Origin of the sequence: Delftia sp. WSY_7 (assembly GCF_043104845.1) — a bacterium.
GTDB classification, from domain to species: domain Bacteria; phylum Pseudomonadota; class Gammaproteobacteria; order Burkholderiales; family Burkholderiaceae_C; genus Comamonas; species Comamonas tsuruhatensis.
Genome location: NZ_JBICLB010000033.1, coordinates 197,918 through 212,342, shown reverse-complemented (window position 1 = coordinate 212,342; position 14,425 = coordinate 197,918). Strand labels below are relative to the sequence as shown.

Here is a 14,425-nt window from a genome sequence, read left to right as displayed (position 1 = left end):
CGGCCCTCTCTCAGAACGCCACGCGCAGCGTGATATCGGCCGTGCGCGGCGCCCCCAGGTAGGCCATGGTGCTGGTCAGGCTGGCGGCGTAGACGCGATCGGTGGCATTGCGCAGCCGTGCAACCACGGTCATGCGCGGGTCGATGCGGTAGCTCATGCCCAGGTCCAGCAGCGTGTAGGCAGGCCAGGACAGGGTGTTGGCCGCGTCGGCATAGATACCGCCCACGCGGCGCAGCCCGGCGTTGGCCTCCAGCGCCGGCGTGATGCGGTAGCTGGTCCAGAGGTTGAGCACGCTGGCGGGCGTGTTCGTGGGCCGCTTGCCCGCCAGGGACACGCCGCCTTGCTGGTAGTTGTCATAGCGCGCGTCCACATGGCTCCAGTTGCCCTGGATGGACCAGCGCGGCGTGGGAGCCAGGCCCATGGACAGCTCCACCCCGCGCGAGGACTGCTGGCCCACCAGCACCGTGCGCGTGCTGTCCTGCGGGTCCTGGGTGGAGATGTTGCGGCGCGTGATGTGATAGACCGCCAGCGCCGCCGTTCCCTTGCACTGCCAGAACGACAGCTTGCTGCCCGCCTCCACCTGGCGGCCCGTGGTCAGCCCGGTGTTGTTGATGGCGTCGGCAAACGAGGCGCCCATCAGCATGCCCGACGGCGGATCGGCCGCCGTGGAGAACTGGGCGTAGAGATTGGCCTCGGGCGTGGCATCCCAGACCAGGCCCACGCGCCCGGTCGTCGGGCTATAGCTGCGGCTGTAGCTGGCGGGCAGCGCGGGCGTTACATCGCGCCGGTTGGTCAGGTCCACATCGATGCGTTCATGGCGCAGCGCCGTCAGCAGGTGCAGGGCCGGGGTGAGGGCCGTGCGGTTTTCCAGGTAGAGCGCGGTGGTGGTGACCTTGTTGTCGCGGTCAGGCCTGAATCCGGGCGCCATGCCTGGGATGTCGTAGAAGTTCTCGGTGGTGAAGTCGTACGGGTTGACCGTGCTCACCGTGCCCGACAGGCTGTTCGGAAAGCGTGTCTGCCGGTTCACGCTCACATCCAGCCCAAAAGCCCATTCGCTGCGCCTGCCGGCCAGCTCGCCCAGGTAGCTGCCTTCGATGCGGTCGCCCACCATGCGCTGGTCATGGCGCTGCAGCAGCGCCGCCGAGCGCACCACCGCGGTGTTGTCGGGCGTGAAGCGGTAGGTCTCCACGTTGCGGTAGTCGCGCAGCGCGTCATAGGCGTAGAAGGTGTTGCTCAGCTTGAGCCGGTCGCTGGCCCGCCATTCGGTGATGGAGCGCAGCCACTGCACGCGCTGGGCGTACAGGCCGTCGGCGCTGTTGTAGTTCTTGCCTAGGGTCGCCTCGTCAATGCGCGCCTGGCCGCGCAGCGGGTTGAGCAGCGGCGTGCCCCAGTAGGGGCGGTCCACGCGCTCATGCTGGGCCTCGTAGGCCAGGGTGTGCGTCAGGCCGCCACCCAGGTCGGACAGCAGCGAGGCCGCCAGCTGCGTGGAGCGCGACTGCGTGCCGCTCACCCAGCTGCCGGCGTCGCGGTGGTTGAGGTCCAGGCGCAGGTAATGGGTCGTGCCCTGGCTGTCAGTGGCATCGCCCAGGCGGCGGTTCAGCCCGACGGAGGCTTCCTTCAGCCCGTAGCTGCCCAGGCGCAGCTGGCCTTCGGTGAAGCTGTCGCGCAGGGCCAGCTTGGTGATGTAGTTCAGCGTGCCGCCCACGCCGCCTGCGCCGTAGAGAAAGCCGGAGGCGCCGCCCACGGCCTCCACCCGGTCGTAGATCCAGCTGTCCACGGGCCGGGCCGCAATGGAGTACTGCAGGTTGATGCCGTTGAACAGCTGGCTGACCGACCCCGTGCCGAAGCCCCGGTAGCTGATGCCGATGTTGCCGGGCGGGCTGTAGGCCGTGACGCCCGGAATGGAGCGCAGGATCTCCTGCGTGTCCTGGGCGCCACGCGCCTCGATGGCTGTGCGGTCCACGATGTGCACCGAGGCCGGCGTCTCGCGCGCCGTCAGGCCCAGGCGGCTGGCCGTGCCCACGGTCTTGTTCAGCGGCAGCAGGCCGTTGGCATCGGCCGTGGCCTGGTCAGAGACCTCGACGGGGGCCAGCGGGATATCGGCCTGTGCCTGCGCTTGTGCTTGCACGCCAGGCGTCCAGGCCGTGCCCAGCGCGCAGCACAGCGCTACGGCCAGGGGATGGGGGCGAAAGAGGGGTGCAGGCAGGCGCAGAGGCGCTGCCATCGCGGGGAAGGGGAAGGAATTCACGAACTGACTCCGGGTCTTGCGCCGCGCATGCGGCGCAGGCGGGCCGGGCGCGCATCAGCAGGCCCGGCGGCGATTCAAGAGAACACGGCAGTCAGCGGAGGAGGGCCGCGCGCCGGCAGCGGCGCGCGTGTGACGGAGGCAATGTGCGCCGCCACCAGCGGCAGCAGCGCGTGGGCCAGCGGCTGCTGGTGGGGCACGGCCATCTGCGGCAGGGCCGGCGGCGGTGCGCCAGCGGGCAGGCACATGGGGCAGTCAAGCTGGTGGTGGCCCATGCCCGGGGCTGCGCTGTCGCCCAGCGCCACCAGCTTGACGTCGCCGCTGGCCGTGCAGACCAGCTCGAAACCCTGGGGATGGACCAGGGGCGAAGCCACGGCAACGCCCAGCGTCACGGCAAACCAGGCCAATATCAGCCGGGTGAGCCAGAACGAGGAGCGAAGCGCTTGCATGGGCCGTGATTATGGCTTGGCGGGCGCGGGCGCGGGCGTGAACAGGCTGCCGCCCAGCTTGACGCCGGCCTTCAGGCCGCGCTTGGCGAACCAGCCCTGGTTCATCTCCAGCACATAGCGCACGGGCTTGGCCGAGCAGTGCGAGTCCTCGGTCATGGGCTTCATGTCGGCCAGGTTCACGATGGTGCCGTCATCGGCCACGAAGGCGGCGGTCAGCGGCAGCAGGGTGTTGCGCATCCAGAAGCACTGCACGGCAGGCACCTCGAAGACGAAGATCATGCCCTCCTGCTGGGGCATGTCCTGGCGGAACATCAGGCCGATGGCGCGCTCGCGGTCCGAGGCGGCCACCTGGGCATCGATGCGGTGGATTCCGGCCGTCAACTCCACGCGGCGCAGATTCATCTGGGGGCTGCCCTGGGGCTGTGCGCCTGCCGATACGGCGGCGCCGGCCAGGCAGGCGGCCATGAGCAACCGCTGCAGCGCGCGGCGGGAAAGGGATGTGTGGAGGGGTGTCGCAGGCTTCGTCATCTTGCACATTCTGTCGCAGGGGGCGCGTGGCCGGACGCAAAAATCGGCCTGGCCGGGCCATCATGGCCGGGCGGGCGGCAAAAAGCCCGCAGTGCATTGCTGACTTGCGGGCTTTTTTGAGGGGATGCCTGCTGGCATCCCTTGGCATGGATCAGGCCACGGCCTTGTGTGCCTTCTTCGTGGAGCGCTTGGCGTGCTTCTTGCCGGAGTGCTTGCCGCTCTTGGCGACCTTGGCCTTCTTGGCTGTGTGAGCGGGAGCAGCTGCGGAAGCGGCCGTGGGAGCCGACATCGGCGCTTCGGGTGCTGCGGCGGCCTGTGCGAAGGCGCCTGCGGCAAACGAACCGGCGATCAGGACAGCGAGGAGTTTTTTCATATATGCCATTTCCTAGAAAAGCGGTAGAAGCCAAGTTGAATCAGACAACGGTGCGAAATTCTTGATGCACCGCACATGCTCAACGCGTTTACTGTATCGCCGTTGACAGGAGGGCGGCCCGATTGTCGTTAGAATTTTCTGCACCAAATTCGTGCCCGATCCGGGCATTCACTCTTGCCTCGTGCACCAGCCAACGGAGACCCGTCCCCATGAACCGCTTCCAGCACATCCAGGTGCCGGCCGAGGGCCAGAAGATCACTGTCAACGCCGACATGTCGTTGAACGTGCCAGACCAGCCCATCATTCCTTTCATCGAAGGCGACGGCACCGGCGTGGACATCACGCCCGTGATGATCAAGGTGGTGGATGCCGCCGTGGCCAGGGCCTATGGCGGCAAGCGCAAGATCCAGTGGATGGAGGTCTTCGCGGGCGAGAAATCCACGCGCATCTACGGCCCCGATGTCTGGCTGCCCGAGGAAACCATGCAGGCCCTGCGCGAGTACGTGGTCTCCATCAAGGGCCCGCTGACCACGCCCGTGGGCGGCGGCATCCGCTCGCTGAACGTGGCGCTGCGCCAGGAGCTGGACCTCTACGTCTGCCTGCGCCCCGTGCAGTACTTCAAGGGCGTGCCCTCGCCGCTGAAGGAGCCCGAGAAGACCAACATGGTCATCTTCCGCGAGAACTCCGAGGACATCTACGCGGGCATCGAGTACGAGGCGCGCAGCGACAACGCCAAGAAGCTCATCGACTTCCTGGTCAAGGAAATGGGCGTCAAGAAGATCCGCTTCCCCGAGACCTCGGGCATCGGCGTCAAGCCCGTGTCCATCGAGGGCACGGAGCGCCTGGTGCGCAAGGCCATCCAGTACGCCATCGACAACGACAAGCCCAGCGTGACCCTGGTCCACAAGGGCAACATCATGAAGTTCACCGAAGGGGGCTTCCGCGACTGGGGCTACGCGCTGGCCGCGCGCGAGTTCGGCGCCCAGCCCATCGACGGCGGACCCTGGCTCAAGTTCAAGAACCCGCGCACGGGCCGCGACATCGTCATCAAGGACTCCATTGCCGACGCCTTCCTGCAGCAGATCCTGCTGCGCCCGGCAGAGTACTCGGTGGTGGCCACGCTCAACCTCAACGGCGACTACATCTCGGACGCGCTGGCGGCCCAGGTCGGCGGCATCGGCATTGCGCCAGGCGCCAACATGTCCGACTCCGTGGCCTGCTTCGAGGCCACGCACGGCACGGCCCCCAAGTACGCGGGCAAGGACTATGTGAACCCGGGCTCCGAAATCCTCTCGGCCGAGATGATGCTGCGCCACATGGGCTGGCGCGAGGCGGCCGACCTGGTCATCAGCGCGCTGGAAAAGGCCATCCAGAGCAAGCAGGTGACCTATGACTTCGCCCGCCTGATGGACGGCGCCACCCAGGTGTCGTGCTCCGGCTTTGGCGAGGTGATGATCTCCAAGATGGATTGACGGGCGTCCGCGCTCCATGAAAAAACCGCGCCAGGGCGCGGTTTTTCTTTGACCGGCGTTGACGGGTCAGTTCTTGGGCAGCGCACAGCCATCAGGCCCGCAATCCTCGCCTTGGGGCGCCGCGTGTTCGCCGGCGGTGATGGCCGCAACCTGCTGCACCCACTCGCCCAGCTGCGTTGCCCAGCCCTGTGCATCTCCCAGCCAGGGACCGATGTCGATGCGCTGGATGGCGCGCTGGCCCGGCTGCTCGGCCTCGGGGTGGTCGAACTCCAGCGCGAAGGTCGGGAAACCATGGCCCTGTGCCAGGTTCAGCCATTCGCGCGCCTGGGTGATATGCGCCTGGGTGGCAGCGCCGGACAAGCGCTGGAAGGCCTGGGCAAAGGCCTCGCCGTCCAGTCCCAGGTCACGGGCCAGTTCCTGCAGCACGGCGGGGTCGCTGATGCGGCGGCCTTCCACGTAGTGGGCCTGCTGCTGGCGCGCCAGCATGTCCAGGCCCCGGCCCGCCAGTTCCTCGGCGGCCAGCAGGGCCGTGGTGGGCGGCTCGGAGTCCAGCACGGCGCCCAGGTCGTTGAGCAGGCCGTCGAAGTAGGCAGGGCCGAACGGCTGGCCCGTCATCTCGGCAATGCGCTGGTCGTGCGGCATCACATGGCCGCGCCAGTCGGCCGTGATGGTGCGGGTGTGGGCGCCCGTGAGCATGCCGCCGCCATGCCATTGCAGCGTGACGCCGGGCACGCTGCGCGCGGCCTTGACCAGGGGCGCGGCGGCATAGCACCAGCCGCACAGCGGGTCGAAGATGTAGTGGAGGACAAAGGGCGGCTGCGCGGTCGTGGTCATGGCAGGAGCGGGCTGTGATGAAGGCGCCCACTGTAGCGGCTATTGGCTTGCCCGTGACGGGGCAGGGCCGCAGGCAGAATGGGCGACTGCCGCCGTGCAGCCACCGTGCTGCCATCGTCGATCCCGTCTGCATTGCCATGCGCCTCAAGTCCACGCCGCCTCCGTCCGACCCGTCCGCTTCCTCTGCACCGGCCGCCGAGCCCAGTGTCCAGTCCGTCGCCCGGCGCGGCATGCTGGGTTTTCTGCTGTTCTGGCTGCTGGTCATGGGCGTGCTGTACTGGGCCATGCAGATGTACCTGAAGCCGGCCGGCGTCAAGGTCCAGGCCGATGGCACGGTGGCCATTGCGCGTGACCGTGACGGGCATTTCCGCGTGGAAGGGGCCGTCAACGGGCAGCCCGTGCTGTTCCTGGTGGACACGGGCGCCAGCATGGTCGGCGTGACCGAGCCGCTGGCCGAACGCGCAGGCCTGGACGGCGGCGAGCCGGTTCGCTTTCGCACCGCCAATGGCGAGCGCGACGGCCGCATGGTGGTGGCCGAGCAGGTGCGCGTGGCCTCCCTGGTGGTCAGCGGCCTGCGCGTGGGCACGGGCTATACGGGCAGCACGGACAGGGATGCGCTGCTGGGCCAGAACTTCCTGCGCCAGTTCGATGTGGAAATACGCGGCGACCGCATGCTGATCCATCCGCGCGGCAGCGGGTCTTCGCCCAGGCAGTAAGTACGTAAGCAACTAAGTAGCTAACTAGCTAAGCAAGGGAGAGGGACATGACAAACAACGGCTTTCGCACCGACAGGCGCAGGTGGCTGCAGACGGGCGCAGCCCTGGCGACGCTGGGCTGCACGGCCTGTGCCAGCGTGGGGCAGGGCGGTGCCTTTTCCACCGGCACCGGCCTGGCCGAGGACCTGGGCGAACGCCTGGACCAGGGCGTGCAGAGCGGAGAACTGGCGAACCTGCACGCCGTCGTCGTGATGCGCCACGGCCGGCTGGCGCTGGAGCGCTATTTCGAGGGCGAGGACGAACGCTGGGGCGAGCCGCTGGGCAAGGTGGCCTTCAACGCCGACTCCCTGCACGATGTGCGCTCGGTCAGCAAGAGCATCGTCGGCCTGCTGTACGGCATGGCCTTGGCCGAGGGCAAGGTGCCCGCGCTGGACACGCCCCTTGTCCAGTCTTTTCCCGCCTACGGCGATCTGGCGGCCGATGGGCGCCGGCGCGCCATCCTGGTCTCCCATGCCCTGGGCATGACCATGGGCCTGCAATGGGACGAGGACCTTCCGTATTCCGACCCGCGCAACAGCGAAATCGCCATGGAGCGCAGCAGCGACCGCTACCGCTACGTGCTGGAGCAGCCCGTCGTCGCCACGCCCGGCGAACGCTGGTGCTACAGCGGCGGGGCGACGGCACTGCTGGGCCATCTGATCGCGCAGGGCAGCGGCATGCCGCTGCTGGACTATGCGCGGCACAAGCTGTTTGCTCCGCTGGGCATCGACCAGGCCGAGTGGACGCCTGGCACCAACGGCGAGGCGGCCGCCGCCTCCGGCCTGCGCCTGCGGGCGCGGGACCTGGCCCGCATCGGCCAACTCGTGCTGCAGCAGGGCGAATGGCAAGGCCGAGCGCTGGTGCCCCGGCATTGGATTGTGCAATCCATTCAGCCGCGCGTGGACGCCTGGCCCGGCCTGCGCTACGGCCACCACTGGTACGTGGGGCAGACCCGCGCCGGCCTGGCGTACTACATGGCCATCGGCCTGGGCGGCCAGCGGCTGGTGGTCGTGCCCCAGCATTCGCTGGTGTATGCCGTCTTCATGGGCAACTACGACAGCCCCCAGCAGGTGCAGCGCGTGGGCGCCGTGCAGGGCCTGATCGCCGCTGCCTTGCGGTGACTGCCTTGCGCTGACAGCCTTGCCCTGACAGCCGTGCGCGGGCACGGCGGGCGTGCGAGAATCCCCGCTTCCAAGGTCGGCCGCATGCCCGGCTCGCGCAAGCAGGGCGCGAAGCGGGGCGGGCCGGTGCGTGTCGAGGCTCGATCCACTTTCCTGGTTCCGGTGCCGGCCCATGAGCCCCAGAGGCCATGGCGCCGGTTGTTTCTGCCTCCCGCATGATCGCCAGATCACCGTTTGCCCGTGTCCCACCGCCAGCCCATCCGCATCGCCGACCGCCACCAGTTCGACACCCTGATCGACGCCCGTTCGCCTGCCGAATTCGCGCAGGACCACATTCCCGGTGCCATCAACTGCCCCGTGCTCGACAACGAGGAGCGCGCCCGGATCGGCACCATCTACAAGCAGGTCAGCCCCTTCGAGGCCAAGCGCCTGGGCGCGGCCATGGTCTCGGCCAACTTGGCGCGCCATCTGCAGGAAACCTTCGCCGACAAACCGGCCAACTGGAAGCCGCTGGTCTACTGCTGGCGCGGTGGCCTGCGCAGTGGTTCCATGGTCACCTGGCTGCGCCTGGTCGGCTGGGATGCCCAGCAACTGGCCAACGGCTACAAGTCCTATCGCGGCCATGTGATCGAGCTGATCGACCGCCTGGTGCCCCAGCTGCGCCTGCAGGTGCTGTGCGGCGCCACCGGCAGCGCCAAGACCCGCGTGCTGCATGCCCTGGCCGAGGCCGGCGAGCAGGTGCTGGACCTGGAGGGCTATGCCAGCCACAAGGGCTCCTTGCTGGGCAACCTGCCCGGCGTGGAGCAGCCCAGCCAGAAATACTTCGAGACGCTGCTGGCCCAGCAGCTGGAGAGTTTCGATCCGTCGCGCACCGTGTACGTGGAAGGCGAGAGCGCCAAGATCGGTCGCGTGTCCCTGCCGCTGGTGCTGGTCGAGCACATGCGCCAGTCGCCCGTGATTGCGCTCGATGCCACGCCCGAGGCACGCCTGGCCTACCTGCTGCGCGACTACGCCTACCTGGGCGACGATCCGCAGATGCTGGCCGACAAGCTGGGCTGGCTCAAGGAGCTGCAGGGCAAGGAGACCATCTCGCGCTGGCAGGCCTGGGCGCATGAGCGCAGCCTCTCGCCGCTTTTCTCCGAGCTCATGGCCCAGCACTACGACCCGCACTACGAGCGCTCGCAGGAGCGGCATTTCACGCAGTGGCGCACGCGCCGCAGGGTGCAGGCCGACGACCTCAGCGAGGCCGGCATCACCGCGCTGGCGCGCCAGATACTGGCGCTGGATGGGGCATCGGCCGCATGAAGCAGCCGCGTGAATCAGGCGTTTGAATCAGCCGTGTGAGTCGGCCAGCACCGGATACAGCGACAGCAGCAGCAGGGCCGCCATGCACCAGTTGAAGCGGCGCAGTGCCTGCGGCGAGCGCAGCGCGCGCCCCACGGCGCTGCCGAACAGCGTCCAGACGCTGACGCTGGGATAGTTCACGATGCCCAGCACCAGGGCGGCCAGCACCAGGTTGATGAAGAAATCCTCGCGCGGCGTGTAGGTGGCAATCACGCCGATGGCCATGATCCAGGCCTTGGGGTTGACCCACTGGAAGGCCGCCGCCTGCCAGAACCCGAAGGGCCGGGCACCCGCGTTGCCGCCGTCGATGCCGCCGCTGCCCGCGATCTTCCAGGCCAGCCAGACCAGGTAGGCCGCGCCCAGGTACTTGAGCGCGGTGTAGATCACCGGCAGGCGCTCGAACACCGCGCCCAGGCCCGCGCCCACCAGCAGCACCATGACCACCACGCCCACGGTGATGCCCAGCATGTGGGGCACCGTGCGGCGGTAGCCGAAGGTGGCGCCCGAGGCCGTCAACATCACATTGTTGGGGCCGGGCGTGACGGAGCTGACGAAGGAGAACATGGCCAGTGGCAGCAGGAACGAGGTGTGGGCGGTATCGAAGGGCATGGTGGCAACAGGCATGACAGGGAATCCGGCGCCCTGTCTGCGCATGCCGCAGGCCGCGGCGCCGTCAGGCCATGCTAATGGCAGTGTTCGGTACAGTAGCAGTACACTTTGCCAGAACAATTTGCCAACTGGCCTGCCCACATGACCCTGACACTTGATCCCGCAGCCACGCCGAAGCAAGCGCAGGCACAGCAGACACCGCAGGCACCGCGCGCATCCTCAGATACGGCTTTCCAGGCCGCTGCGCCCTGGCGTCCGCTGCGCTCCTCCGATCTCTCGCTGGTCGAGCAGCTCGTGGACCACTACGGCAGCCTCATCCGCCACCATGGCCTGCGCGCGGGCTCGCGGCTGCCCTCGGTGCGCGCGCTGGCGCGGCAGGCCGGCGTCAGCCGCGATACCGTGGTCCAGGCCTACGACCGGCTGGCCGCCCAGGGCCTGGTGCATTCGCGGCGCGGCTCGGGCGTCTTCGTCAGCGCCCGGCGCGCGGCCCAGGCCTTGCCGCGCGCCAGCCAGGGCCTGCCCACGCTGGAGCAGGGCGCAGCCTTCGATACCGCCTTTCTGTTGCGCAGCATGTTCCGCGAAGGCACGGAGCATTCGGGCGACGCCGGCATGCTGCCGCCGGAATGGCTGGACCAGGAGATGCTGGCCTCGGCCCTGCGCGCCGTCGGCCGCAGCACGGGCACCAGCCTGCTGACCTATGGCGTGCCCCAGGGCTATCTGCCGCTGCGCCAGCAGATCGCCTCGGTGCTGCAGGCCCAGGACGTGCCAGCCCACCCCGAGGCCCACCTGATGACCGTGGCCGGTGTCACGCAGGGGCTGGACCTCATCGTGCGCAGCCTGGTGCGCCCTGGCGATACCGTGCTGGTGGAAGACCCCGGCTGGTTTCTCATCTTCGGCCGGCTCAACGCCCTGGGGGTGAACGTGGTCGGCGTGCCCCGCCTGCCCGGCGGTCCCGACGTGGAGGCGCTGGAGCGGCTGGCCCGCCAGCACCAGCCCCGGCTTTTCATCCTGAACACGGCCGTGCACAACCCCACGGGCCAGACCCTGTCGGCCGGCGTGGCCCACGAGGTGCTGCGCATTGCCGAGCGCCACGACTTCTACCTGGCCGAGGACGACACCTACTCCGACTTCCTGCCCGGCGTGCCCGTGCGCCTGGCCGCCATGGACCGGCTGCAGCGCGTGCTCCTGGTGGGCGGCTACTCCAAGACCCTGGCCGGCAGCCTGCGCGTGGGCTATGTGGCGGCGCACACCGACCTGATACGGCGGCTGACCGACCTCAAGCTGCTGGGCGGGCTGACCACGGCGCTGCCGGGCGAGCAGGTGGTGCACCGCGTGCTGGCCGACGGCCAGTACCGCAAGCATGTGGACCGCCTGCGCGAACGCGTGGACCGCGCGCGCAACCGCTGCCTGCGCATGCTTGAAGCCCTGGACTGCCGCGCCCCGCACGAACCGCAGGCCGGCATGTTCGCCTGGGTGGACTGCGGCGTGGACTCGGAGGTGCTGGCCCGCCATGCCGCGCCGCAGGGCCTGCTGCTGGCGCCGGGCCTGCTGTTTTCGCCCAGGCAGGCCGCGGGCAGCATGCTGCGCATTCCCGTGCCCATGGTGGAGCAGCCCCAGACCTGGAAGATCCTTGGCCACCTGCTGGCGCAGCACCGGGGCGGTGGTGGATGAGTGGACGGTGCAGCAACACTGCCTGACGGGAGGTTGACGCTGCCGGCGCCAGGGCGTGTAAGACAGGGCATCGGGCCTCGGCGCCCCGGTAGTGCGCTGCTATCGTTCCGGGATGACTATTGAGCTTGTCTTGCCAGGGGAGGCCGGCCGAAGAGCCGGGGTGAACGACAGCCAGCCCCGGCCGGGAGGTGGCGCTGCGCGCCGCCTGGCGCCCGTGCTGGCGCTGCTGCTGACGGCGGGCTGCGCCGACACGCCCGCGCCGCGCGGCAAGGTGGAGGGCGCCTCGTTCGAGCCCAGCGAAATCGTGCAGTCCGACAGCAACCGCATGGCCACGCTGGCCATGAAGGAGAACCTGGACAGCCTGATGCGCATCATGGACAAGCTCTACCTGCGTAACCCCGCCGAGTGGAAGAAAACCGCCGAAAGCCGCGAGGCCGCATCCGCCTACGTGCGCATCGCCATCACCGAGCGCCAGCCCTGGGCCGACCTGCGCGGCGCCCAGGACGTGGCCGCGCTCTCGCTGGCGCTGCAGCCCGACTTCAAGGGCGACCGCGTGGCCGCCTTCGTCCATGCGCTGGCCGACACCATCATCACGGCCCACGGCGGGCGCACCAGCTTCACCCTGGTCCATGGGCTGGACCCGCAGCTGATCTACAACGCCGCGCGCAACGTGGAAGTGGCCAACTGGATACTCAACTCACGGCGCAATGCCGCTGGCGGGCCGCTGCTGCTGTCCAACCACCTGGGCGACGACGCGCGCAACCTGAGCTTCGAGCGCGAGATGGGCAAGATCATCGGCCGGCTGGACCTGATCGCCAACTACACCACCGAGCGCTACAGGCGCTCCTTCATCGGCTACGGGCAGGGACTGGTGGCGGGACCCTTCATGCAGTTCCTGCCCGTGCGCTGAGGCGGCAGGCGTCAGGACTCGTCACACAGAACGATGGTGACCAGAGCGGAGGTGTCTTCGATGGCGCGTACCGCATGCGCCATGTTGGCCGGCAGGTGCATCAGCTGGCCGGCCTGCAGGGACTGGCGGCTTTCGCCGAGCATCACCTCCAGCTCGCCTTCCAGGCAATGCAGGCTGACGCTGCCAGGCACCTTGTGCGGCGGCAGCGACTGGCTGGCGCGCAGCACCACGCGGATGACCTCCATGTCCTGGGACTTGAACAGGGCACAGGTCCGGGCGCCCGCCAGCCGCGCACCAAACGGCAGGACATCGATGGCTTGAGCGGTCAGTGCAAAGGGGGTGGCCATGGCGGACCTCCAGGCGTTGGCGGGCAATACTGCCATTGTCCTCCGAAGCACCGCAATCCATCAACCGCAGCTGTGTGACAGCAGGGGCTTGTGCAGGATCTCAGCCCGGCACGCTGGCCTCCACCAGCAGGGTCAGCAACTGCAGCGACTCCTGCCAGCCCAGGTGACAGGCCTCGGCGGGAATGACGGCGGGCACGCCTTCCTGGGTCACATCCATTTCAGTGCCGCAGAACACCTCGCGCAGCGTGATGGTGGTGATCATCTCTCCGGGCAGTTGCGGGTCGTCGAAGCGGTCGGTATGGCGTACCAGCCGGCCAGGCTCCAGGTCCAGGAACTCCCCGCCGAAGCCGCTGCGCCCGCCCGTGGACAGATTGACGAAGGCCATGCGGTAGCGCCCGCCGACCCGGGCGTCGAACTCGGGCACCTCGCAGATGTAGCCGTGGGGCGGCAGCCATTTGGCCAGGGCAGCGGCCGTGGTGAAGGCCTGGTACACGCGCTGCGGCGGCGCCTTGAGGACGCGGTGCAGCCGGATGGTGTGGACGGTGTGTGACATGCGGAACTCCTTGGCGTGGTGTCGTGCAGGGCTGCCAGCCTCGCACCGATGCAGTCCTTGCGCAAGAGGCGACACATGGAGCCTGATGCAGGATTCAATGATTCATAAATCGAATCCTTGCTTGGTTTTAAAGAATTGGACTTGAATCATTGACGCCCGCACCATGGCGGCGAGCGCTGGATACACAGCGCCGCTTTCCATAGGAAACAGGAGACAAGCAAATGAAGCATTCCCCGTTGCGCAGGGCCCTGGCCCTTGGCGCTCTCAGTGCCATGGCCGTCGTTGCAGCGCCCGCTGCGCAGGCCCAGGGCAGCTATCCCTCCAACCCCATCACCCTGGTCGTGCCGTTCGCGGCCGGCAGTGGAACCGATGCCGTGGCGCGCGTGGTGGCTACCCGGCTGGGCGAGCGGCTCAAGCAGCCCGTGATCGTGGACAACAAGGCCGGCGCCAATGCCCAGATTGCCGCCAACCATGTGGCCAAGGCCAAGCCGGACGGCTACACGCTGTTCATGACCACCAACACCTCGCACTCGGCCAACCCCTGGCTGGTCAAGGGCCTGAAGTACGACCCCGTCAAGGACTTCACGCCCGTGGCGCGCGTGGGCGAGCTGCCGTTCGCGCTGCTGGTCCACCCCTCCGTGCCCGCCAAGACCGTGCAGGAACTGATCGACTACGCCAAGGCGAATCCCGACCGCCTGTCCTACGGCACGCCCAACAGCACCTCGCTGGTGGCCTCGGAAACCTTCAAGTACGTCACGCACGCCCAGATCACCTCGGTGCCCTACAAGTCCAGCCCGCAGGCGTTGACCGACCTCATGGGCAACCAGATCCAGGTCTACGTGGCCGACCTGGGCTCCGCCTGGGGCACGATCAAGACCGACCGCGTGCGAACCCTGGCCGTGACGGCGGCCAAGGGTTCCACCCTGCTGCCCAATGTGCCGGCCATCGGCAAGACGCTGCCGGGCTTCGACATTACGTCGTGGAACGGCATCTTCGGCCCGGCCGGGATGCCGGCCGAGATCACCGAGCGGCTGAACACCGAGCTGCAGGCCATCCTCAAGGACAAGGCCGTGCAGGAGCAATTGGCGCAGGTCGGCTTCGAGGTCTGGCCCACGGCCACGCCTGCCGAGTTCGCCACCTATGTGAAGGACCAGATGGCCCGCTGGGGGCAACTGGTCAAGCAGGCGGGCATCGAGGCGCAGTGAAGGAGAGCC

Annotated in this window: 15 protein-coding genes; 7 read left to right on the top strand and 8 right to left on the bottom strand. The window is 68.3% G+C overall.

Annotated features, from left to right (window positions below; genetic code table 11):
• Positions 1-10: 10 nt before the first annotated feature.
• The 4 genes from ACF8ME_RS13135 to ACF8ME_RS13120 form a co-directional block, all read right to left on the bottom strand.
• Positions 11-2,224, bottom strand: coding sequence for a TonB-dependent receptor (locus ACF8ME_RS13135; protein WP_392417149.1), 2,214 nt, complete (start codon positions 2,222-2,224; stop codon positions 11-13).
• Positions 2,225-2,322: 98 nt separating this feature from the next.
• The gene (locus ACF8ME_RS13130) at positions 2,323-2,694 is read right to left on the bottom strand and encodes a DUF2946 family protein (protein ID WP_013802509.1); all 372 of its coding nucleotides are present in this window, start codon (positions 2,692-2,694) and stop codon (positions 2,323-2,325) included.
• Positions 2,695-2,703: 9 nt separating this feature from the next.
• A complete protein-coding gene (locus tag ACF8ME_RS13125) occupies positions 2,704-3,159 on the bottom strand; it encodes a DUF192 domain-containing protein (protein ID WP_392417148.1) in 456 nt (151 codons plus the stop codon).
• A gap of 214 nt (positions 3,160-3,373) precedes the next feature.
• Complete coding sequence (locus ACF8ME_RS13120) at positions 3,374-3,595, bottom strand: hypothetical protein (RefSeq protein WP_012205488.1); 222 nt, start codon at positions 3,593-3,595, stop codon at positions 3,374-3,376.
• 209 nt (positions 3,596-3,804) lie between these two features.
• On the opposite strand from ACF8ME_RS13120, the gene icd reads away from it, so the two are divergent.
• The gene (gene icd / locus ACF8ME_RS13115) at positions 3,805-5,067 is read left to right on the top strand and encodes an NADP-dependent isocitrate dehydrogenase (protein ID WP_012205489.1); all 1,263 of its coding nucleotides are present in this window, start codon (positions 3,805-3,807) and stop codon (positions 5,065-5,067) included.
• A 66-nt stretch (positions 5,068-5,133) separates the two neighbouring features.
• Here the strand turns inward: icd and ACF8ME_RS13110 are convergent, their stop codons facing one another.
• Entirely contained in the window at positions 5,134-5,901 is a 768-nt protein-coding gene (locus tag ACF8ME_RS13110) for a DsbA family protein (protein WP_392416838.1), read from the bottom strand.
• Positions 5,902-6,038: 137 nt separating this feature from the next.
• Between ACF8ME_RS13110 and ACF8ME_RS13105 the strand changes: the two genes are divergently transcribed.
• The 3 genes from ACF8ME_RS13105 (at position 6,039) to mnmH (ending at position 9,082) form a co-directional block, all read left to right on the top strand.
• Positions 6,039-6,617: a TIGR02281 family clan AA aspartic protease gene (locus tag ACF8ME_RS13105; protein ID WP_392416835.1), complete on the top strand. Its 579-nt coding sequence runs from the start codon at positions 6,039-6,041 to the stop codon at positions 6,615-6,617.
• A gap of 47 nt (positions 6,618-6,664) precedes the next feature.
• Positions 6,665-7,777 carry a serine hydrolase domain-containing protein gene (locus tag ACF8ME_RS13100; RefSeq protein WP_392416833.1) on the top strand — a complete coding sequence of 371 codons (1,113 nt, stop codon included), beginning with the start codon at positions 6,665-6,667 and terminating at the stop codon, positions 7,775-7,777.
• 240 nt (positions 7,778-8,017) lie between these two features.
• Positions 8,018-9,082 (top strand): tRNA 2-selenouridine(34) synthase MnmH, encoded by a 1,065-nt coding sequence (mnmH, locus tag ACF8ME_RS13095; RefSeq protein ID WP_047219031.1) that lies wholly within the window; start codon positions 8,018-8,020, stop codon positions 9,080-9,082.
• Positions 9,083-9,109: 27 nt separating this feature from the next.
• On the opposite strand, the gene ACF8ME_RS13090 is transcribed toward mnmH, so the two are convergent.
• Complete coding sequence (locus ACF8ME_RS13090) at positions 9,110-9,745, bottom strand: LysE family translocator (RefSeq protein ID WP_016445977.1); 636 nt, start codon at positions 9,743-9,745, stop codon at positions 9,110-9,112.
• A 126-nt stretch (positions 9,746-9,871) separates the two neighbouring features.
• Here ACF8ME_RS13090 and ACF8ME_RS13085 point away from each other — a divergent pair, with 126 nt between their 5' ends.
• Together ACF8ME_RS13085 and ACF8ME_RS13080 are read left to right on the top strand one after the other, a co-directional pair.
• Positions 9,872-11,401: a PLP-dependent aminotransferase family protein gene (locus tag ACF8ME_RS13085; RefSeq protein WP_392416832.1), complete on the top strand. Its 1,530-nt coding sequence runs from the start codon at positions 9,872-9,874 to the stop codon at positions 11,399-11,401.
• A 112-nt stretch (positions 11,402-11,513) separates the two neighbouring features.
• Entirely contained in the window at positions 11,514-12,311 is a 798-nt protein-coding gene (locus ACF8ME_RS13080; protein WP_373681058.1) for a hypothetical protein, read from the top strand.
• 11 nt (positions 12,312-12,322) lie between these two features.
• On the opposite strand, the gene ACF8ME_RS13075 is transcribed toward ACF8ME_RS13080, so the two are convergent.
• On the bottom strand, positions 12,323-12,658 hold the full coding sequence (locus ACF8ME_RS13075; RefSeq protein WP_016445980.1) for a cupin domain-containing protein: 336 nt from the start codon (positions 12,656-12,658) through the stop codon (positions 12,323-12,325).
• Positions 12,659-12,758: 100 nt separating this feature from the next.
• The gene (locus ACF8ME_RS13070; protein ID WP_012205499.1) at positions 12,759-13,211 is read right to left on the bottom strand and encodes an SRPBCC family protein; all 453 of its coding nucleotides are present in this window, start codon (positions 13,209-13,211) and stop codon (positions 12,759-12,761) included.
• A 221-nt stretch (positions 13,212-13,432) separates the two neighbouring features.
• On the opposite strand from ACF8ME_RS13070, the gene ACF8ME_RS13065 reads away from it, so the two are divergent.
• Positions 13,433-14,416, top strand: coding sequence for a tripartite tricarboxylate transporter substrate binding protein (locus ACF8ME_RS13065; RefSeq protein WP_046986438.1), 984 nt, complete (start codon positions 13,433-13,435; stop codon positions 14,414-14,416).
• Positions 14,417-14,425 lie beyond the last annotated feature (9 nt).

Bases quoted from the DNA above. Each gene is read 5' to 3' on its own strand.
- ACF8ME_RS13135 (WP_392417149.1), bottom strand. From the start codon at position 2,224: ATGGCAGCGCCTCTGCGCCTGCCTGCACCCCTCTTTCGCCCCCATCCC.
- ACF8ME_RS13130 (WP_013802509.1), bottom strand. From the start codon at position 2,694: ATGCAAGCGCTTCGCTCCTCGTTCTGGCTCACCCGGCTGATATTGGCC.
- ACF8ME_RS13125 (WP_392417148.1), bottom strand. From the start codon at position 3,159: ATGGCCGCCTGCCTGGCCGGCGCCGCCGTATCGGCAGGCGCACAGCCC.
- ACF8ME_RS13120 (WP_012205488.1), bottom strand. From the start codon at position 3,595: ATGAAAAAACTCCTCGCTGTCCTGATCGCCGGTTCGTTTGCCGCAGGC.
- icd (WP_012205489.1), top strand. From the start codon at position 3,805: ATGAACCGCTTCCAGCACATCCAGGTGCCGGCCGAGGGCCAGAAGATC.
- ACF8ME_RS13110 (WP_392416838.1), bottom strand. From the start codon at position 5,901: ATGACCACGACCGCGCAGCCGCCCTTTGTCCTCCACTACATCTTCGAC.
- ACF8ME_RS13105 (WP_392416835.1), top strand. From the start codon at position 6,039: ATGCGCCTCAAGTCCACGCCGCCTCCGTCCGACCCGTCCGCTTCCTCT.
- ACF8ME_RS13100 (WP_392416833.1), top strand. From the start codon at position 6,665: ATGACAAACAACGGCTTTCGCACCGACAGGCGCAGGTGGCTGCAGACG.
- ACF8ME_RS13090 (WP_016445977.1), bottom strand. From the start codon at position 9,745: ATGCCTGTTGCCACCATGCCCTTCGATACCGCCCACACCTCGTTCCTG.
- ACF8ME_RS13085 (WP_392416832.1), top strand. From the start codon at position 9,872: ATGACCCTGACACTTGATCCCGCAGCCACGCCGAAGCAAGCGCAGGCA.
- ACF8ME_RS13080 (WP_373681058.1), top strand. From the start codon at position 11,514: ATGACTATTGAGCTTGTCTTGCCAGGGGAGGCCGGCCGAAGAGCCGGG.
- ACF8ME_RS13075 (WP_016445980.1), bottom strand. From the start codon at position 12,658: ATGGCCACCCCCTTTGCACTGACCGCTCAAGCCATCGATGTCCTGCCG.
- ACF8ME_RS13070 (WP_012205499.1), bottom strand. From the start codon at position 13,211: ATGTCACACACCGTCCACACCATCCGGCTGCACCGCGTCCTCAAGGCG.
- ACF8ME_RS13065 (WP_046986438.1), top strand. From the start codon at position 13,433: ATGAAGCATTCCCCGTTGCGCAGGGCCCTGGCCCTTGGCGCTCTCAGT.